We start from the raw sequence: 21620 nt of genomic DNA, 5'->3' as shown, positions 1-21620 counted from the left end.
CTAAGATTTATAAGTTGTGAATTCGTTCCTAACGATGGATTAAGACTTATTATTTATATTCAATGGGATAAAATGGCGTACTTATAGACACTTGAAATAAAATCCAAGTCTATATCCATCATTATATGTACTTCGACTTCGACTCTCACAACTGTCCATACGACTATCCGCCTCCTTTTAATTAAGCTTAAATAAACTTTTTTGCGTAGTGATTATAACACCCTTATCTGCTTGGTTCAAGCCCCATTTTGAAACTTTACAAAGATTTAAACTAATTTCATATACAGCAACAACTTCTGTCTTTTATAATCTTTTATCCGCTGTACTAATAATTTCTTCTGTCTTTTCCTATTCTTTGATAATACGCTTTTTTAGCAAAATACATTCTCTGATCCGCCAGAATAATCTGCTCATCAATGGAACAGACTTCTTCTGACAATGCAACTCCATAGGATATATTAAGTTCTGCAACCTGTTTGCCATGCCACTTTTCAGCTGCCTTTTCAAAACTTTCATTCAAAACAGATAATTTCTCAACTGGCTCTTCTAATATTACTACAAACTCATCTCCACCTGTCCGATAGCATTTTCCATAGCTTCCATACACACTCCGAATTGTAGATGCTGCTCCTCTTAACATCTCATCCCCTGATGCGTGCCCAAGCTTATCATTGACTTCTTTTAATCCATTTACATCAAATATCGCAACAACAATCCTTTTTTCACTCGGCACGTCTTTTCTGATTCTGTCCAGACCTTCCTCATAAGCCCGACGATTATAAAGCCCTGTCAGTTCATCTGTGTAAGCAGAATTAAACAAACCTCTGTCCCGCTTTGCAATAACATGAAGACTGATTCCGAGCAACAATAAGCAAAGCAAAAATACCACTACATTTGCCGAAATCAAAACGTAATTATTGATATAAGCATAAGTATCTAAATTGTGAATAACCATATACCAGTCAAATTTTTCCATATATTTCGTAATGGTATAATTTTTACTTTCCGGTTCTTTCTCATACGCATAATTATCATGGTCGTCTTCTTTGATTATCTTCTCTGGAAGTTTCTGTAAAAATGAAGCATATTTCTTTGCATCTCCGCTTCCTACCTGAATGTTTCCCTGCGCATCTGTAAATAAAATATCGATACCATACTGCTTTTCATACTTTGCAATCTGCTTCTGAATTTCCTCCAATTCCATGCTGACACCACAGACTCCCAGAAGATTTCCCTCTTTATCTTCAATCCTCACATCAATATAAATCAGCCACAGGTCCGGATATTCTTCATCTCCCCCTAACATTACCGTATACTTTTTACCAGAATCTACGAATTTCTGATACCATACATCATCCTCATCATTTTCCACATCCATAATCTTATAAAAACCATCATAAGTATAATAGGCTTTCGTTTTTTCAGACGCTACAAATACAGTTCTATAAGAGAAATTTTTCATATATGAAGTCGTATACTCATCCATTTCTCTGCTTATTTCCTCAGCATCCATCTTTTCTTCGTTTTCCAACAATTCAATCAAAAAATGATCCGAAGCCAGTGTATTCGCCACAATAACCGGTTCTAACAGCCGACTGTTGATATCATTATAAATTCCCGCCGCAATGATTTCACCATTCTTCAATGCATGTTTTTGCAATACCCGATACAAAGATACCGTCGAAATAACGGTACTGCTAACAAAACATAAAACAATAACCATAAGCATCAGGAGAAAAAACCTGTTCTTTTTCATAAAATTCTTCCTCATATTCTTCCCGCTAAAACATTACAAATATTATTTTTATTCGTTTTAGTGAGCATAGTATAATTATTTTAGCACACTAAAGAGCCTTTGTCGAATAAAAATATAATGTAAAATTATTCAATTATTTGCATTTTTATATATTTTTGTATAAACTTTCACAAAAAATGATTGCATAAACTGCTTTAACTATGCTATAATAACACAACATTTAAGAACTATTTTACCAAACAGCGGAGTAATTTTACTTGTCCGCTTAACTAATAAAAACAGAAAAATAAGGGTGTGCCTGAATTTCAGAAGACTGCCAAAAAAGACGCATGAAAGTGCGTTTCTTTTGGCAGTCTTTTTTATTTTAGCAAATTTTATTTAATTCAGGCAGAAAGGAGTTTTTCATGCTTGTAATGATTGATAATTATGATTCTTTTGTTTATAATCTTGCAGCCTACTTTGAGGAATTAAATCAGGATATCAAAGTCATCCGAAATGACAAACTGACGATTGAAGAGTTAGAATCCATTGAAAACCTGGACGGCATCATTATCTCGCCGGGACCGGGTCGTCCACAGGATGGCGGAGTCTCTTTAGATATCGTCCGCCATTTTGCCGGAAAACTTCCAATCCTGGGTGTATGCCTTGGACATCAGATTATCGGACATGCCTTTGGCGCAGTCGTAAAAAGAGGAACCGTTCCAATGCACGGAAAAGTAACACCGATTCATACCACCCAAAGCAGAATGTTTTCCAACCTTCCGGAAACTTATGAGGTAACACGCTATCATTCTTTGGTGGTGGACGAGAGTTCCCTTCCTGATGAACTTCAAATTGATGCAAAAACCGAGGATGGTGCAATTATGGCACTTTCTCATAAGACCTATCCGGTTTATGGAATCCAGTTCCATCCGGAAGCCGTTTTAACCAAATACGGACATGAACTTTTAAACAATTTTATTACAATCTGTAAGAAATGGAGGACTCACGATTGGCAGTCAGATTTTGCAAACTAAAACAATACTGCCCGACGGCAGATTTATTTTCCCTTTATCATACCAGAGAAACCGCTTTTTTAGATTCTTCTCTTACCAATAAATATGGAAATTATTCGATTATCGGACTTTATTCATACTTAAAAGCGGAAGAAACCGATGGCATCTTAAAAGTAAACGGAACAATTCAAAAAGAAAGTTTGTTAGATTTCTTAAATCAATATTTAAAAAAACACAAAGAAGAAAACCCAACCAATTTACCGATGCTTGGCGGAGCTATTGGCTATCTCTCTTATGATTACGGCAGGAGTTTTGAACAGATTCCAAGCCGGCATAAAAAAAAGATTTCAATGCCGGATGCCATGTTTGAGTTTTTTGATTTATATCTCATCGAAGATTTAAAGAAAAAAGAACTGTATCTTTCTACAAGTGAGCACTTTCATACACTTGAGGAATACAGGAGCGAAATCATGCAGGATATTTTAACACTTGCCTCTAAAAACGTCACTGTAGACTCTCGTCTTTGCGACGTTAGAATCAAATCCGATTTCGTAAAACAGGATTATCTTAATGCCATTGATTCCATGATTGATTATATTAAGGCAGGTGATATCTATATTGCAAATATGACCCGACAGATTTCTGTCGAGAGTTCCCGTACCCCTTATGAGGTTTTTCGCTATTTAAGGGAGCACAATCCTTCTCCATTTGGAAGTTATTTTAACCAGCCGGAGTTTCAGATTGTCAGTGCTTCTCCGGAACGCTTCTTGGAAGTTCACGACCATAAGGTGGAAACCCGTCCAATTAAAGGAACGAGAAAACGCGGAATCACTCCTGAAGAAGATTTGATGTTAAAAGAAGAACTGGCACAATCTGAAAAAGATAAAAGCGAGCTTTTAATGATTGCAGATTTGGAAAGAAATGATTTAAACCGTGTCTGCAGACCCGGAAGTGTAAAGGTGACTGAATTATTTGAAGTCGAAACTTATGCAACGGTCTTTCATCTGGTTTCTACAATTATCGGAGAACTCGAAACAGATAAAACCGTACCGGATTTAATTGCCTCTACTTTTCCCGGCGGTTCGATTACCGGTGCTCCGAAAATCCGCGCCATGGAAATCATTGATGAATTAGAGCACAGCCAACGCGGACTCTACACCGGCTCTATCGGATATCTTTCTTTAAATGGAGACTGTGATTTAAATATTGTCATCCGTACTGCTGTGCATCAAAATGGCATTTATCATCTTGGAGTTGGCGGTGGAATTACCGCTGAATCCGAATTGGAATTTGAATATGACGAAACCTGGCAGAAAGCCAAAGCCGTTGTCGCAGCCATCGCAGGAGGTGACGTGCATGAGTAATCTTACTCTTACATCATTAACTCCAGATGATGGTTACTGGTTTGGGCTTGGAGTATTTGAAACAATATGGGTGAAACAAAACACTGCCGTATTTTTAGACGAACACTTAAACCGTTTAAAAAAATCCGCTCTTTTTCTTGGATTTCTGCCGGATAAAACATCTGCCAGTCAATGGATTTCGATTCGGAAACAGGAAATCCTGGACTATTTAAAAGAAAATCCGACGGAAAACGGTGTGTTAAAATTAACACTTTCAGATAAAAATCTTTCTCTGACTTCAAGAAAAAATACTTATACCAAAGAACAGTATGAAAAAGGCTTTGCTTTAGACTACAGCAAGATTTTAAGAAACGAGACTTCTCCGTTTACTTATATGAAGACCTTAAACTATGCCGACAACATTTTAGAAAAACGTCTGGCAAAACAGCGAGGATACGATGAACCCATTTTCTTAAATACCAAAGGCGAACTGTCAGAGGGTGCAACAACCAATCTATTTTTTGTATCAGGTAAAAAACTTTTTACCCCTGCGCTTTCCTGTGGTCTGCTTGACGGTATTTTAAGACAGTATCTATTAAAAAACTATCAAGTTGAAGAATGTATCATCAAACCGGAACAGGTTTCTGACTTTGACGAAATGTTTGTCACCAATTCCCTGCTTGGAATTATGCCAATCTGCCGCCTTGGCGAACACAAGTTTACCCGACGTACGATTACAAATCAGTTATTGCAGACTTACTCTGAAATTTAAAAAAGACGTCGCACTTGACAGGCTATCTTTCCAAATCAAAAATCAAGACAAAACAAGAGCAGACGAGATTTTTCCTCTTCTGCTCTTGTTTCATCTTATGGTCTTTTCATCACCACATGATTCTTTTCTTTTTTTCCCTGTTCCATTAACTGATAGGCTTCTTTAAATGCCTCTTCAAGCGGAAGGACTCCATGCACTCCACCAATTGTAACTGAAAATCGAATGTGTGGATATTCTTCTAATACCATGTTATTAATTGCTTCTGCAATACGCTTTAACTTCATTTCAAACATCTGGCTTGAAATGTTTTCCATAAGAAGCAGAAATTTATCACCTTCATAGCGAATCAACACATCGGAACAACGGATACAGTTTTCTATCATTTTCGCGATATGATAAATTACAATATTACCTGCTGCATGCCCATATTTCTCATTGATAATTCCAAAATTATCTCCATCAATTAATGCCAGTGCATTCATCTGAGTCATATTTTTAGCATATTCATCATAATATCTGCGGTTATACACTCCGGTTAAAACATCTCTATAAAATTTCTGATTATAGTTTTTAATTCCCTCAATAAAATCATTGCGTCCAAGCGGGTCTGAAATCATTTCATCCCGCATTTTATAAATCATCTCAAGCACATAAGGATGACCTTCTATTTCGATGTATTTCGCAATCGTCTCATAAATGTTTTCGCCGATAAATTCAATTTTGCTGCACTGATCTTTTTTAACAGTTGCCTTTCTTGATACACAATTTTTGCAGATTTCTTTTTTCCCAAATATATTATAACATTTATCGGATTTATAAACCGATTTCTTTTCTCTTACTGGAATAACTTCGTACGATTCCACATCAATCAGACGTACACTATCAAATACTTTTTCTAACTGCTGAACCATTTCTTTTAATTCTGCTTTTGTTCCTTTTGTGACATCTTTATTGTTGTCAAAATAAATCGTATCTTTCTCATGAATATCTATAATTCTTCCAAGTACACCGATATATTTGGGTTCTTCTTCTCTTGACCACAAAGACTTTGCGATTACCTGACACCATCTCTGTCCTTCTGGATAATTTGCAAGGAATTTCATCCGAATCTCAGAATTTACCGGTGTCGTCTGATGCAGAGCTTTCGTCAAAGTCTTGATATTCTCACTGCCTAAAAATGTTTCTTCCCCTTGCTCCGGTTTAATAATCACTTCGCGCAATCTCAACAGTTTTGCTCCATATTCAGAAAGCGTAACCGCTTCAATGGCAGAATCATATTCAAACTGAATTTCTTCCAGTCCTGCTGTGAAAAATTTGCGTTTTTCCTGCTCTTTTTCCAAACGCCAGGAGCTGTAACTTGCCTTTTCCACAATTCTGCTGTCCAAAAGTTCTTCGGTTACTTTTGTTACCAGAGAAGGATTGACATCCATCTGCGCGTCCATATCCAGACTGACCTCAATAATATCCTCAATGTCTTTTAAGCATTCCAATAACAATGGATTAAATGCACCACACTGTCCATCTAAAATCATTTCCATCGCTTTTTCTTTTGAAAATGCTTTCTTATAGCATCGTTCACTTGTCAATGCATCATAAACATCCGCCAGTGCCACTACCTGTGCAGAAATCGGAATTTCTTCTCCCTTTAATCCATCCGGATAGCCTTTTCCATCATAACGTTCATGGTGCCATCTGCAGATTTCATAAGCCACACTGACCAGTGTTTTCTTTTGATACGTTGGAAGTTCTTTTAAAATGGAAGCCCCTAACATGGAATGAGTTTTCATGATTTCAAATTCTTCTTTTGTCAGCTTTCCAGGCTTATTTAAAATCTTCTCATCTATCATAATTTTTCCGATATCATGAAGCGCAGAAGCGGTACTGATAATCAAGACATCTTCATCTGTAAGATTATAAGAATTCGTTTTATTCATCAGACACTGAAGCAATAAACGAGTCATGGTCTGTACGTGATGTACATGAGGTCCGCTTTCACCATTTCGAAACTCTACGATATGCCCCAGTATATTAATCATCATACTGTTATTTTTTTCTTTTTCATAAATCTGCTCTTCCACCATATTTAACAGACGTTTCTGTTTTTCATAAAGCATTAAAGTATTGGTAATTCGGCGATGAATAATATAACTCTCATAAGGTCGTTTAATATAATCTGTTGCACCAAGTTCATACGCTTTTTCCATATAGGAGGTATCATTTTCTGCGGAAATCATAATAACCGGTATGGTATCAATCCAATGCTTCTGATTCATCACTTTGAGTACTTCAAATCCATCCATACCCGGCATTACAATATCAAGTAAAACCAAATCAATACTGGTTTCATATTTTTGAATGACAGAAAGTGCTTCTATTCCATCTGATGCTTCAAGAATCTCATAATTCTCACCTAGCATTGCAGCTAACATCACACGATTCAGTTCTGAATCATCTACAATTAAAATTGTTGTTGTTTTTCGTTTTTCTACTCTATCCATTTACTATTCCTTCACGAATCTTTCTCTGTTTTCATATTCAATCTGACAACCACAAGACTTGGCGCATGAGTTTTATCGCCTGAAATGAATTCCCTTTTTATATTTTTTGCAATTTTTGTCTCGCAATTATTCATTTTCGCAAGAAACTCTTTTTTCTTTACTTTTATAACAAAAAACAGGCAGAATCGCTTCTGCACTGCCTATGTCCTCTAGTATGATATTATTCTATAGTAGATTTTGCCAGAAATCAACCTCTTTTTTTGCATGTTTTGACAAAAGACTTTAAAAAAAAGGCAGTTTCCTGCCTTTTTTCGTATTACCTTTGTTTTACTTTTACTTTTTCGGTTCTTTTGCTGTAATATAATACGGAAGTGCAACAAAGATTGCTCCGCCTATCATATTTCCAAGCGTAACCAGTCCTACATTGTAGATATATCCTCCAATGCTGACGGATGCATCACCCGCATTCATCAAACCAACTGCCAGTACACTCATGTTTGCAATACTATGTTCGAATCCACAAATCATAAATACGAAGATACACCAGAAAATCATAATCAGTTTTGCAGCTTCGGATTTTAATTTAAATCCACACCAAACTGCAAGACAGACCAGAATATTACAGAAGATTCCTCTGAAAATCAACTCCTGTGGAGCCAAATGCATCTTTGTTTCTGCAATCTTTGCATAGTATGCACCAACATCACCACTCGGTACTCCTGAAATTTGAAATCCTACTGCGGAAATTAAAGAACCAAGTAAGTTTCCAATATAGCAGACAATCCATACTTTAATGGTTTCTCCCCATGAAACAGAACCGCCAAGTGAAGAGCCTGCCATAACCAGATTATTTCCGGTAAACAGTTCCGCTCCTGCCATAACAATAAGGCTTAAGGCTGCTGCAAAGGAAAACGACTGCGCACCTCTTACCATTGCAGGAGCACCATTGATTGTCAGATTTGCGCCCCAGGTAAAGGTGATAAATCCACCGAATGCAATAAATAAACCTGCCATTAAAGCGGAAACAAAATATCCCACTTTATTTTTCTCTAAAAAATCAGCTTTTGCCTTTCCGGCATTACATAACGTTGCAAATTCATTCTTAAACATATACGTTCCCTCTCTTTTCCTCTAATGTACTCTCAGAATCTCAATAAAGACCACGAAAGTGCATCATATACATGTTTTGATACAGAACACTTTTCCTGTTTGCATAAAATCCTACAGACTCACACTCCGGATTGCTACCTCTGTGTTCTCACAGCAAACGTACATGCCTGCTTTTTTGCAGGTATCATTGTGATGTCAAGCGGATATTCGCAATCCGCTTCGTTACTTACTCATATCGGTTAAATTCAGGTACGGCATAAGCCGCACCTGAACCTGTTATTTTAGTTGAAGAGACCCTCACTTATATAAATGATAAGTACTCCACAAACTTATTTATGTATTGAATCTATTAACTTAGAACAGACCAGAAATCTTTCCTGTTTCATCTACATCGATTCTTTCAGCAGCCGGTACTTTTGGAAGTCCTGGCATGGTCATGATTTCACCTGTCAGAGCTACGATAAAGCCTGCACCTGCGGAAATCTTCAGGTTACGAACAGTTACTTCAAAGTCTGTCGGTGCGCCCAGTTTTGTCTGGTCATCTGTTAAGCTGTACTGAGTCTTAGCAACACAAATCGGACAGTTGCCAAATCCCATTGCTTCAAGCTGTGCAGCCTGTTTCTGAGCATTTGCAGTCAGAACAACTCTCTTACCACCATAAATTTTCTGAACGATGTTATTCAGTTTATCTTCGATGCTTCCCTCTAATTCATAAGAGAACTGGAAGTCATTTGGCTCTTCAACCAGACGGATTACTTCTTTTGCTAATGCAAGACCGCCTTCTCCGCCTTTTGCCCATACTTCAGACAGAGCAACGTTAACACCGAGTTCTTTACATTTCTGTTCTACTAAGTCAAGTTCTGCTTTTGTATCAGTTGGGAATGCATTAATAGCAACTACACATGGCAGTTTGTATACATTCTTGATATTACTTACATGTTTTAACAGGTTTGGAAGACCTTTTTCAAGAGCTTCTAAGTTTTCGTTATTTAAGTCAGCTTTTGCAACTCCGCCATTGTATTTCAGTGCACGTACTGTTGCAACGATAACAACTGCGCTTGGATGTAAATCAGCCATACGACATTTGATATCCAGGAATTTTTCAGCACCAAGGTCAGCACCGAATCCAGCTTCTGTAATTGCATAATCACCTAATTTTAATGCCATCTTTGTAGCAATTACGGAGTTACATCCATGAGCGATGTTTGCGAATGGTCCACCATGAACGATAGCCGGTACATGTTCCAGAGTTTGAACAAGGTTTGGTTTTAAGGCATCTTTTAACAGTGCACACATAGCGCCTTCTGCATGTAAATCATGTGCAGTAACCGGTTTCTGCTCAGAAACTTTACCGTAAGTGTAACCAATGATAATTCTTCCCAGTCTTTCTTTTAAGTCTGTGATGTCTCTTGCAAGACAGAGAACAGCCATGATTTCAGATGCAACTGTGATATCGTATCCATCTTCTCTTGGCATACCGTTTGTCTTTCCGCCCAGACCATCAACTACAAAACGAAGCTGGCGGTCATTCATATCCACACATCTTCTCCATGTGATTTTTCTAGGATCGATGTTTAATGCATTGCCCTGATAGATATGGTTATCAATCATTGCTGCTAATAAGTTGTTTGCTGCACCAATTGCATGGAAGTCACCTGTAAAATGCAGATTGATATCTTCCATCGGAACTACCTGTGCATATCCACCGCCTGCGGCTCCACCTTTTACACCAAATACCGGTCCAAGAGATGGCTCACGAAGTGCAACCATGACATTTTTGCCAAGTTTCTGCATACCATCTGCAAGACCTACTGTTGTAGTTGTCTTACCTTCACCTGCCGGTGTCGGGTTAATCGCTGTAACCAGAATTAATTTTCCGTTTGGTTTGTCAGATTCTTTCAGTAAATTGTAGTCAATTTTTGCTTTGTACTTACCGTACTGCTCCAGATATTTCTCTTCAATCCCTGCTTTTTCTGCAATCGCGGTAATTGGCTCCATTGTGCACTCCTGTGCAATTTCGATATCAGTCTTAAATCCCATACTAAAAAACCTCCTTAAACTAAATAGAGAAAAGCTGTCCCTCTTTTTCTGCTTCGAGTTTGTTTCTATTAAAATTCACGAATAATATGCCGAATTTTTTTATCAGATCACACTTCATGTGTAAAAAAGGGCAACATTTGTGGTCTACAAATGCTGCCCAGACGGTCGGCCCATACTTCGTTTTAATTTCACTGTGGTTTTCCACACTGACCCGTCAGAAATCAAAACTGCTTTTCAATTGATATCTATAATCTACCATAAACCTTATAGTTTGTCAATGCTCTAACAAACTAAATTGTGTATTTTTTTTGTTTTTTCAGATTAAATCGGCGCATTATTTATTTTGTTGAAATAAATGTTTCGACATCTTCTTTTGTTGGCATTACACGAAGTGCGCCTTTTTTGGTTGTAATTAAAGATGACGCTCCATTTGCAAATTCCAGCATTTCATAGAGTTGTTCTTCCGATAAACCGGTAATTCCATTCTCTAACACATAGTTTAAAGCACAAGCTCCAAAGGTATCACCTGCTCCTGTTGTCTCGATTGTATTTTCCTGAAGAAACGGCGCATGAAAGACTTCTTTTCCCTCATGAAATGCAATACTTCCTTCTTTTCCCATTGTCACATTCATCAGTTTCAGATTCGGATAATCAGCAAGCAGTTTATATGCACCTTCTTTGATATCTTTTGTTCCGGTCATAAATTCCAGTTCTTCTTCAGAAATCTTTAACAAATCACACTGTCCCAGTCCATAGGCAATCTGTTCTTTCGCAAGCTCCATGCTGCTCCATAATGGTGGTCTTAAATTCGGGTCAAAAGAAATCAACATTCCGGCCTCTTTTGCAATAGTTATCGCTTTTTGGGTTGCTTTTCTGACTTCTTCATGTGTCATAGACAATGTTCCAAAATGAAATGCCTTTGCAGATTCCAGATATTCTTTCTCTACCTGAGATTCACTTAACATCATGTCTGCTCCTGGATTACGATAAAATGCAAAATCTCTATCACCGTCTTCAAATGTATGTACAAAAGCCAGAGTTGTGTGAACTTCCTGATTTTCGTACAGATGACTGGTATCAATTTTCAATTCATTTAATGTCTTTCTAAGAGAAGTACCAAACTGATCTTTTCCAACTACACCCAGAAATGAAGTTTTCTTTCCAAGGTTATTTAACATCGCCAGTACGTTACAAGGTGCTCCGCCTGGATTTGCTTCAAAAATCGGATTTCCCTGAGCACTGACTCCATTTTCGGTAAAATCAATCAACAACTCGCCAAGTGCAATTACATCAAACTTTTTTTCCATGTCGTTTCCTCACTTTATTTTTTATTGTTTCACTTTGTTATTTCATACCTGTTGGGGCTGTTTTTTTGCCCCAATCAATGTTGATACTCTTATTATATCGGTATTGGTTTTAGACTGCAATCACTAACTATATCTATTACAAAATATCTACATAAGATACATTCAGAAACTACTCTTAATCTTTCCATTATTCTTCCGTTGTACGAGCCCATCTTACAAAGTCCCGAAACAGATTCCTAATGTTCTTTAACATTCCGTCAAAAACTCCTGCTTTATAAAAATTAATCACAATCGCACCTATCGGCACTGCAAGTATCATTCCTAATACACTGCTGATTTTATATCCGGTATACATAAAAATCAATGTCACCAGCGGATTCATTCCTATCGAATCTCCCACCATCTTCGGCTCAATAATTCTGCGGACAAGCTGTGTCACCAGATATAAAATGACAAGTCCCACCGCAAAACTTGTATCACCGGAAAGTGCTTTAAAAATCGCCCATGGAATCAATGCAGTTCCAGTTCCAAAAAACGGCAGCATATCTAAAAAGGAAACCAGAAAAGAAATCAAAATTGCAAATTTTACTCTTAAAATCAGCATCCCGATAAACAAAATCAGCCATATGACTCCCATAATTTTAAACTGTGCCTTAAAATATCCACTGAACACCTTTTTGAAACTCTCAGCGAGCATCCGCCATTTATCCTGTATCATTTTCGGAGTGTGTTTTCGTCCAAATTCCAGAATTCGATTTCTGTCAGCAATGAAAAAATACGACGACAGCAACGTAAAAATGGTAGAAATCAATGCATTTGGTAAATTTTTTGCAATATTTCCTGCATAATCTACGGTAAGTTCGCTTACCGTACTGATTATCGTACCAATTTCCTTTCCCAATTCTTCCTGCGTATTATCGATACTCGCCTGCACATTATCCGGAAGTTCTTTGATGATGCTTCTTAAATTATGCTCTACTTCCTGAAATTCTTCGCTGAAGCCGCTATACAAATTCGGAGCCTGCTCCAGAAATTTTCCGGTTTCTGTCATTACCTTTGCACCTATGAGATAACTTCCGCCAATGATTGCCCCCAAAACCATAATAATAATCACCATGGAGGTATGTTTCCTTGATATCTTTAATTTTTTTTCCAAAAATTCCACCAGAGGACTTGCTATCATTGCAAGAATCCATCCAATAATAAACGGAAGAAAAAATTTAAACATTTTTATTCCTAAAATAATACAGAGAATTCCCGTAATTAGTCCTAAAATTGCTAAAAAAACTCCCTTTAAATGTTTTTTCAATGTTTTTTTCATAAATTAATTTTCCTTCATTTGATAAGATTTTTTTAAATTTCTTTTAAAAATTCAAATGGCTCTCCATCATGAAGAAAATGCATCAGCATATAGGACGTCATGATGGCCACCTTTTCTTCTTTTAAAATCCGTTTTACTTCTTCTTTATCTGCAAGCACAATTTCCAGTTCTTCTGAATCTTCCAGTCCGGCTCTTGACACAGTTCCGGATGCATATCCATAAACTGTTGCACAGGATTCATCGGTCATTCCGATTGTCGTAAAATACGGTTTTTCATAAGCCGGATTTACCGTTACCGGTTCTAATGTCAATCCGGTTTCTTCTTTCATCTCTCTGATTCCTGCTGTTTTAAAATCCTCTCCTGTCTCTACCAGTCCTGCCGGAAATTCATAGATATAATCATCAATTGCATAACGGTATTGTCTGACTAAAACAACTTTATTCTTATCTTCTTTACAGACTGCATAGATAATTACTCCATCCGGATGGTTTTCTCTTGTATTCAACTTTAAATGTCTCTCATCTTTTGCTCTTGATGCTACATAATAATGACCTGCTTTTCCTGTTTTACTTTCTACATCCAGATGATACAAACGAACATATGGATTTTCTGTCATCGGAGTTACTTTTTTAATGGATGGCATACTTTTTTACCCCTTTCTGATGCAATTGTGCAATTTCTGCTTTTGTAAATAGAAAGATTATAGCGCGTTTACACTTGTTTTTCAAGACATAGCCGACGATCTAAACAACAAAAAAGATATCTTTCGTTTTTATCCGAAAGATATCTCTTTTGTTCATCTATTTATTCTTTTTAATTTATAAGACAGAAATTATCTCTGAACACGTGCTCCTGCACCGCCCATGATTGCTTCTACTTCTTTTTTGCTTGCCATTGTTGTATCTCCTGGTGTTGTCATGGCAAGTGCACCGTGAGCTGCTCCGTAGTTTACAGCCAGTTCTGCATTCTCTGTTGTCATAAGACCATAGATCAGACCGGATGCAAAGGAGTCTCCGCCACCTACACGGTCCATAATTTCAAGACCTTTGTAGTCTTTGGATTTGTAGATTTCACCATCAGCCCAGCAAATTGCTGCCCAGTCATTTACAGTTGCAGTCTTAACAGTACGAAGAGTAGTTGCCACTGCTTTAAAGTTTGGATATGTTTTTGCAGCTTCGTTAATCATTTTCTTGTATCCGTCAAGGTTCAGTTCTTTTAAGTTTTCGTCGTTTCCTTCGATTTCGAAACCAAGGCAAGCTGTGAAGTCTTCTTCGTTACCAATCATAACGTCTACATATTTAGCGATTTCTTTATTTACTTCCTGAGCCTTTGCCTGTCCACCGATTGCACTCCACATAGATGGACGGTAGTTTAAGTCGTAAGATACGATTGTTCCGTATTTTTTAGCAGCTTTGATTGCAGCTAAAACAGTTTCACAGGATTGTTCAGATAAAGCAGCGTAGATACCGCCTGTGTGTAACCAACGTGCTCCGAGTTCCCCGAAGATGTAATCGAAATCAAAATCTTCCGGTGTTGCTTTAGAAATAGCTGTATTTGCACGGTCTGAGCATCCAACTGCTCCACGGATACCAAATCCTCTTTCTGTGAAGTTTAATCCGTTTCTGCAGATTCTTCCGATTCCATCTGTTTTCATCCATTTAATTAAGGAAGTATCTACTCCACCCTGATTGATGAAGTCTTCCATTAACATACCAACTTCGTTATCAGCGAATGCTGTGATGATACCTGTATTCATTTTAAAGCATTTGCTCAGTCCACGGGCAACATTATATTCTCCGCCACCTTCCCATGCACGGAAGCTTCTTGCTGTACGGATTCTTCCTTCGCCCGGATCAAGACGAAGCATTACTTCGCCCAGGGATACTTCATCAAATTTGCATTCATTTGCTGGTCTTAAATTTAAGTTCATGATTAATCCTCCAAATTTTTATGTATTGTTTTACAATTTTGCTCTTATCATTTCACTCTTACAATTTTTCTCTTACAATTTTGCTCTTGCAATTTCTTATTATAGCATGTGGTTTTTATTTTTGTTGTTTTTTATTTCGTGCTTTCCAATTTTTAAAATTCTAAGTAAGCACCTTTCATCGGGCTTGCTGCATGTTCACTGAACAGACGAAGCACACCATTTTTGTATTTTACTTCTTTTGGTTTCCAGTTTTTCTTACGTTCTGCAAGCACTTTATCGATTTCTTCCGGAGTTTTTTCTTCCCCTGCGATACCGATGATATTTAATTTACGTGCAAATACATCAATTTCAATTAAGTCGCCTTCTTCTACTAATGCAATCGGACCGCCTTCTGCTGCTTCCGGACTGCAGTGTCCGATTACAGGACCGGTAGATGCACCGGAAAAACGTCCGTCTGTAATCAGTGCAATACTTTTTCCAAGTTCTTTATCACTGCTGATCGCCTCTGAAGTATAGAACATTTCCGGCATACCGCTTCCTTTTGGTCCTTCATAGCGGATAAATACAGCGTCACCTTTATTTACTTTATGTTTTAAAACCGCATCAAGACATTCTTCTTCGCTGTCAAATGGTTTTGCACGAAGTACGGCACGATACATTTCTTTCGGGCATGCAGTGTGTTTGATAACTGCGCCTTCCGGTGCAAGATTTCCACGTAAGACTGCGATACTTCCGTCTGTTCCAATTGCTTTGTCATAAGGACGGATAACATCTTCTTTTGTCACATTGCAGCCATAACGTTTGTTAAATTCCTGCATCCATTTGTCGCATCTTTCGTAGAATCCGTTTTTCTTTAATTCTTCCAGATTTTCTCCAAGTGTTTTTCCTGTTACAGTCATAACATCAAGATGTAAGTGCTGTTTGATTTCTTCCATAATAGCCGGAACTCCGCCTGCATAGTAGAAACATTCTGCCGGCCAGCGTCCTGCCGGACGTACATCTAAGAGATATCTTGCATTTCTGTGCAGTCTGTCGAAGGTATCACCTGTAATTTCAATTCCGAGTTCGTGTGCGATTGCCGGAATATGAAGCAGACAATTTGTACTTCCTGAAATTGCTGCATGAACTAAGATTGCATTTTCAAAGCTGTCCATTGTCACGATGTCGCTTGGACGCATGTTGTCCATTTTTGCAAGTGCAACTGCCTGACGACCTGCCTGTCTTGCAAAATCAAGTAAGTCAGGACTGGTTGCCGGCATTAAAGCAGTACCCGGAAGTGCAAGTCCAAGTGCTTCTGCCATAATCTGCATCGTAGATGCAGTACCGATGAAAGAACATGCTCCACAGCTTGGGCATGCATTGTGTTTTGCCCAGTTTAATTTATCTTCATCAATTTCTCCGCGCTGGAATTTTGCACTATACATACCTAACTGTTCCAGAGTCAGCATGTCCGGTCCTGCATTCATTGTTCCACCTGGCACTACGATAGCCGGAATATTTAAACGGCACAGCCCCATTAAGTTTGCCGGCATTCCTTTATCACAGCTTGCAAGAAATACGCCTGCATCAGATACAGTTGCATTTCCGTGGATTTCAATCATATTTGTAATCATTTCACGACTTGCAAGAGAGAAGTTAATTCCGTCTGTTCCCTGACTTTCTCCATCACAGATATCGGTACAATAATATCTTGCTCCAAATCCGCCTGCTTCTGCAACACCCTTTCTTACTTCTTCTACTAAGACATTTAAATGTCCGCTTCCCGGATGGCTGTCTCCGTAAGTACTTTCGATTAAAATCTGAGGTTTGGATAAATCCTCCGGTTTCCATCCTGTACCAATACGCAATGGGTCAAGCTCTGGTGCTAATGTACGCATTTCCTGGCTTTTTAAACAACTCATGTTTTTTGTTCCTCCTTAAATTTTAAATTCTTAGTTTCTACTTATTTTATTTTTTATTTTTACTTTATGGACTTTTCTATTACTATTTATTAACTATTTAACTAAATATCCTCCGTCAACCGGAATGACTGCTCCACACAGATAATCACTTGCATGGGAAGCTAAGAAAATGGCTGTTCCCTGCATATCTTCTCCGGTTCCCCAGCGTCCTGCCGGAATTCTTTCGCTGATAGTTTTAAAACGTGGATTTTTCGGGTCAAGAAGTGCTTCATTCATTTCTGTTGCCATATATCCCGGTGCAATTGCATTGACATTAATTCCTCTTCCTGCCCAGTCATTCGATAACTCTTTGGTAAGCTGTGCTACTCCGCCTTTTGCAGCTGCATAGGCCGGAATGGTCTGTCCTCCAAAGAAAGAGTTCATGGAAGCGACATTAATAATCTTTCCATAGCCTTTCTTCAGCATAATTTTTCCTGCTTCCTGACACAGTACAAAAATAGAACTTAAGTTGACGCTGATTACATCATCCCATTCATTTAATGGAAACTCTTCTGCGCTATGACGTCTCTGAATTCCATGTGAAGTAACAAGTACATCTAAGTCTCCACCAAGTTTTTCGACGCATTCATTGAAAATGCGGTAAACTTCTTCTCGTTTGGAAAGATCTCCCTTTATGCCTACACAGTCATAACCCTTGTTACATTCTTCTTCCGCTACAGCAAACACCTTGTCTGATGTTCCAACAATTGCCACTTTGCATCCGGCTTGCAAAAAGCCCTCTGCCATTCCAAGACCCAGTCCTCTTGTTCCACCTGTTACAATAACTTTCTTTCCGGAAACATCAAATAAATTCTGTCCCATTGGTTTTTTCCACCTTTCTCCTGGTTTTTAAGTCGTCATACGTCGTATCTGTTTTTATGGTATCACACTCCAATTTCACGGTCAAGTTCTTCTTTTGATTTCGTTTTATTTCAGCAGATTTTATAAAAAGGCAGAAGGAAATTTGTAAGTATTTCCTCCTGCCTTTTTTATATCTTCTTAGAATTTATGTCTTCTCAGAATCTTTCTTATTCCATCTTTTTCATTAATAATTTAATTTGAATCCTGTTATTTTCCAAATGACGCTTCATTGCTTCACTTGCTCCCTCTGGGTCATGCCTTTTAATTGCTTCCAGCACTTCACGGTGAGTCACAATTGTTTTATTTGCAATCGAATAATCTGTCACATCAATAAACAGAGAAATTCCACTTTGGATTACAGGCATTAGATTGGTTGTCACCTGATTTCCGGTCGCCCTTGCAATCTCCGCATGAAATAAGATATCTTTTTCCAGATAAGGTTTTCCCTGATTGAAAAGTTCCTCTACTTCTTTTGCATACTCTTCAATCTTCTCTACCTGTTCTCTTGTTGCACGCAGTGCTGCCAGAGCCGCAATCTCCGGTTCAATCATCATACGCACTTCACAAATATCCAGGGCAAGACTCTTCTTGTCCTCCATAAATGCAAATCCAAGAGGGTCATCCATCAGCCCCGGTGTCTCACTTACGAAGGTTCCACGACCTCTTTTTATTTCCACAACATTTCTTGATACCAGTATTTTTACTGCCTCACGAATAGTTCCACGTCCGACATTCAACTGCTCTGCCATTTCAAATTCATTTGGAAGTTTTTCTCCGGCTTTTAATTTCCGGTCTGAAATCAGTTGGACAATCTGTTCTGAAACTTTTTCCGGCAGAAGTTTATTGTTTGAATCGATTGATTTCAGCTTTCTGCCCTCAGCTTTTTTTCCCATACTCTACCTCAATCTTTCCTTTTTCTTATTTTTCGGATGTTCCTGATGCAGAGCCGCTCATTGATGTTTGATTTTCTTCTGCTTTCTAAATAATATCCGAACTTCTTTTCAGATATTATAGTATACCAGTAATTTCCTGTAATTTCAATAAATTTGCAATTTTCGCTTTCTGTTCTTCTGTTGCACAAAGCAGAGGCTGGGCGCAGACCGGATTAAACTCTACTCCGGTCTGTACCATTGCTTCTTTGATAATCGGAATAAACTGTTCTCCGATTGAATAAATTTCCATCAAAGAATCAATCTTCTGCTGACACTCTGCCATCTTTACAAGATTATCTTCTCTTGCTGCATTTGCAAATGCGGAAGCAATCTGCGGTACAAAATTTGAAATTCCGGCTACACAGCCATTTCCGCCACTTAATACATTATGTGCGAAAAATTCATCAAATCCAGAATATACCTGGAAATCCGGGAATTCTTTTTTCACAACCTGAATAATCTCTCTTGTGTGACCCATTGTTCCAACAGTATCTTTGATTCCCACGATATTTTTATGTTTTCTTACTAATTCAAGAATTAACTGCGGACTTAAATCATAACCGGTACGGTCCGGGAAGTTGTATAATAAGACCGGACCATTTACATTATCTGCCACCTGGTCATAAAAGTTAATAACAGAATCATGTGGAAGATTAAAGTAATATGGTGAAATTACCATAACTGCATCTGCACCTTTTTCGATTGCATAGTTTGACAATTCAATACAATCCTTTAGAATCATGCAGTTTGTTCCCACATATAAAGTCACACGTTTGTCGATGTAAGAAACTGCGGCATCAATCAGTTTTTTCTTTTCTTCCATAGAAATGGCAAAGAACTCACCGATACTTCCAAGGATGAGGATTCCATCCATTCCACCCTGAATTAAATGTTCACAAATTCTCTTGTTTGCTTCTAAATCTACATGTCCCTCAGCGTCAAAAGCTGTTACAACAGGGGTAATCCATTTTGCGTTCATATCTCTTCTCCTTTAATTCTAGTATCCTGCACCTTCCATTGCAGAACGGGCTGATTCTGTATATCTCTTAAATAAACCTTTTCTTGGCGGTCTTGGAACGATTCCATTTTTACTGCGCTCTTTTAAGACAGCATCTACTTCTTCTTTGGAAAGTTCTTTTCCATTAATTCCAACCACATCCAAAGTACGTTCCGGAATATTATAAGAAATAATATCTCCGGTTTCAATAAATGCCAACGGTCCGCCACTTGCAGCTTCCGGTGATACATGTCCGATTGCCGCACCTCTTGTTGCACCGGAAAATCTTCCATCTGTTACAAGAGAAACTTTTCCATTTAATTTGGTATCGCACACAATTGCCTCTGTAGTCATCAGCATTTCCGGCATACCACTCCCTCTTGGTCCTTCATAACGGACAACAATTACATCTCCCGGTTCAATTTTTCCATCAACAACTGCCTGATAAGCATCTTCTTCACGATTATACACTTTTGCGGTTCCTTTGTGAATCCGCATATCTTTTTCACAGGCAGAGTATTTTACAACGGAACCTTCCGGGGCTAAATTTCCACGCAGGATTGCAATCGAACCTTTTTCTGTTGCCTTTTCGACCGAGAAAATGACTTCATCTCTGGTTAATCCATAGTTGCTTAAATAACCAAGATTTCTCTCAAAGAAATTATCTTTTTCTAAATCTTCGAGATTTTCACCCAGTGTTTTTCCGGTTACGGTCATTGCATCCAGATGTAACATGTCTTTTAAGTATTTCTGTACCATCGGGATTCCACCTGCAAACCAGAAAGATTCCGTCATCTGAGTTCCGCTTGGGAAGATATTTCCGATATGCGGCACTTTATGATTGATTTCATCAAAGAGCTCTGGTGTCAGTTCAATTCCAAGTTCTCTTGCGATTGCCGGCAGATGTAAAGTTGCATTGGTAGAACCACCGATTGCACTATGTACAATGATTGCATTTTCAAATGCTTCTTTGGTTAAAATCTTAGACGGTGTAATTCCTTTTTCTACCAGTTCCATAATTTTACGTCCTGCCAGACGGGCATAAGAAAGAATGTCTCGCATGGTAGCCGGAATGACTGCGGTTCCCGGAAGCGCCATTCCAAGTGCCTCTGCCACACATTGCATGGTGCTTGCTGTTCCAAGAAAAGCACAGGCTCCGCAGGATGGACATCCTGTCATTTTATAATCACGGACTTCCTGCTCTGTGATTGCCTCTTTTCGTTTCTGACGAAGAGAAATATCACCCGCAACAAGAGATGTTGTCATATTTGGTCCTGGACGCATACTTCCTCCCGGGATAAAAATAGTCGGAACGTCCAGACGGGCAGCCGCTTTTAAATGTGCCGGTATGGATTTATCACAGGAAGAAGATAAAATCATTCCATCCCATGGATACACGCTTCCGTGTACCTCTACCATGTCACAGATTGCCTCTCTGGATGCCAGAATATAGTTCATGCCATCATGTCCCTGTGCACATCCATCACAGATATCTGTTGTATGATACTGTGCCGGATATCCACCTTTTTCAAATACGCCATACTTCGCCTGTTCCATAAGACTCGCCAGATGAGTACTGCCTGGATGACTGTCTCCAAATACATCTTCAAGCATAATCTGTGGTTTCTTAATGTCTTCTTCATCCCAGCCTGAGCCCATCTGCAAGGCATCAAACTGTGCCCATAACAGACGCTGTGGTTCACTTTTTTGCTGCATTTTTTTATCCTCCTGAATTTTTTTCTTTTTATCTTATCCTACAAAATTTTAAAGTTGAAATCTACTTTAATTGAAACCAATTTTCCGCAATATATGAACGG

At 38.3% G+C, this 21620-nt stretch carries 16 protein-coding genes and 1 riboswitch; of the genes, 3 read left to right on the top strand and 13 right to left on the bottom strand.

What is annotated here, in order from left to right:
* Positions 1-325 precede the first annotated feature (325 nt).
* Complete coding sequence (locus ACYQ2D_RS13750) at positions 326-1756, bottom strand: sensor domain-containing diguanylate cyclase (protein ID WP_459785836.1); 1431 nt, start codon at positions 1754-1756, stop codon at positions 326-328.
* 404 nt (positions 1757-2160) lie between these two features.
* Here ACYQ2D_RS13750 and ACYQ2D_RS13745 point away from each other — a divergent pair, with 404 nt between their 5' ends.
* The 3 genes from ACYQ2D_RS13745 to ACYQ2D_RS13735 are packed head-to-tail and all read left to right on the top strand — an operon-like array spanning position 2161 to position 4866.
* Positions 2161-2772 carry an anthranilate synthase component II gene (locus tag ACYQ2D_RS13745; RefSeq protein ID WP_459785835.1) on the top strand — a complete coding sequence of 204 codons (612 nt, stop codon included), beginning with the start codon at positions 2161-2163 and terminating at the stop codon, positions 2770-2772.
* A complete protein-coding gene (pabB, locus tag ACYQ2D_RS13740; protein ID WP_459785833.1) occupies positions 2748-4115 on the top strand; it encodes an aminodeoxychorismate synthase component I in 1368 nt (455 codons plus the stop codon). The genes ACYQ2D_RS13745 and pabB overlap by 25 nt, the downstream gene beginning before the upstream one ends.
* On the top strand, positions 4108-4866 hold the full coding sequence (locus tag ACYQ2D_RS13735) for an aminotransferase class IV (protein ID WP_459785831.1): 759 nt from the start codon (positions 4108-4110) through the stop codon (positions 4864-4866). Before pabB ends, ACYQ2D_RS13735 begins: the two co-directional genes overlap by 8 nt.
* 95 nt (positions 4867-4961) lie before the next feature.
* On the opposite strand, the gene ACYQ2D_RS13730 is transcribed toward ACYQ2D_RS13735, so the two are convergent.
* The 12 genes from ACYQ2D_RS13730 to ilvD (ACYQ2D_RS13675) form a co-directional block, all read right to left on the bottom strand.
* Positions 4962-7364, bottom strand: a complete 2403-nt coding sequence (locus ACYQ2D_RS13730) for a GGDEF/HDGYP domain-containing response regulator (RefSeq protein ID WP_459785829.1) — start codon at positions 7362-7364, stop codon at positions 4962-4964.
* Between the two features lie 333 nt (positions 7365-7697).
* On the bottom strand, positions 7698-8474 hold the full coding sequence (locus ACYQ2D_RS13725) for a formate/nitrite transporter family protein (RefSeq protein ID WP_117456785.1): 777 nt from the start codon (positions 8472-8474) through the stop codon (positions 7698-7700).
* Between the two features lie 354 nt (positions 8475-8828).
* Positions 8829-10514, bottom strand: a complete 1686-nt coding sequence (locus ACYQ2D_RS13720; RefSeq protein WP_022303250.1) for a formate--tetrahydrofolate ligase — start codon at positions 10512-10514, stop codon at positions 8829-8831.
* 148 nt (positions 10515-10662) lie between these two features.
* A riboswitch (ZMP/ZTP riboswitch) is annotated at positions 10663-10746 on the bottom strand.
* A gap of 106 nt (positions 10747-10852) precedes the next feature.
* Positions 10853-11821 (bottom strand): carbohydrate kinase family protein, encoded by a 969-nt coding sequence (locus ACYQ2D_RS13715; protein WP_187558604.1) that lies wholly within the window; start codon positions 11819-11821, stop codon positions 10853-10855.
* 187 nt (positions 11822-12008) lie between these two features.
* On the bottom strand, positions 12009-13142 hold the full coding sequence (ytvI, locus tag ACYQ2D_RS13710; RefSeq protein ID WP_372554787.1) for a sporulation integral membrane protein YtvI: 1134 nt from the start codon (positions 13140-13142) through the stop codon (positions 12009-12011).
* A gap of 32 nt (positions 13143-13174) precedes the next feature.
* A complete protein-coding gene (locus ACYQ2D_RS13705) occupies positions 13175-13786 on the bottom strand; it encodes an NUDIX hydrolase (RefSeq protein WP_117456788.1) in 612 nt (203 codons plus the stop codon).
* A 189-nt stretch (positions 13787-13975) separates the two neighbouring features.
* On the bottom strand, positions 13976-15073 hold the full coding sequence (locus tag ACYQ2D_RS13700) for a sugar kinase (RefSeq protein ID WP_022303246.1): 1098 nt from the start codon (positions 15071-15073) through the stop codon (positions 13976-13978).
* 152 nt (positions 15074-15225) lie between these two features.
* On the bottom strand, positions 15226-16974 hold the full coding sequence (ilvD, locus tag ACYQ2D_RS13695; RefSeq protein ID WP_117456790.1) for a dihydroxy-acid dehydratase: 1749 nt from the start codon (positions 16972-16974) through the stop codon (positions 15226-15228).
* A gap of 93 nt (positions 16975-17067) precedes the next feature.
* Positions 17068-17835, bottom strand: coding sequence for an SDR family oxidoreductase (locus ACYQ2D_RS13690; RefSeq protein WP_022303244.1), 768 nt, complete (start codon positions 17833-17835; stop codon positions 17068-17070).
* 206 nt (positions 17836-18041) lie between these two features.
* On the bottom strand, positions 18042-18767 hold the full coding sequence (locus tag ACYQ2D_RS13685) for a FadR/GntR family transcriptional regulator (protein WP_117456791.1): 726 nt from the start codon (positions 18765-18767) through the stop codon (positions 18042-18044).
* Between the two features lie 115 nt (positions 18768-18882).
* Positions 18883-19785, bottom strand: coding sequence for a dihydrodipicolinate synthase family protein (locus ACYQ2D_RS13680; protein WP_459785827.1), 903 nt, complete (start codon positions 19783-19785; stop codon positions 18883-18885).
* Between the two features lie 18 nt (positions 19786-19803).
* Entirely contained in the window at positions 19804-21519 is a 1716-nt protein-coding gene (gene ilvD / locus ACYQ2D_RS13675; RefSeq protein WP_459785825.1) for a dihydroxy-acid dehydratase, read from the bottom strand.
* Positions 21520-21620 lie beyond the last annotated feature (101 nt).

The organism is Blautia stercoris, assembly GCF_054657695.1.
Note: the sequence above shows the minus strand (reverse complement) of the source record. Positions and strands in the feature narration are given on the sequence as shown.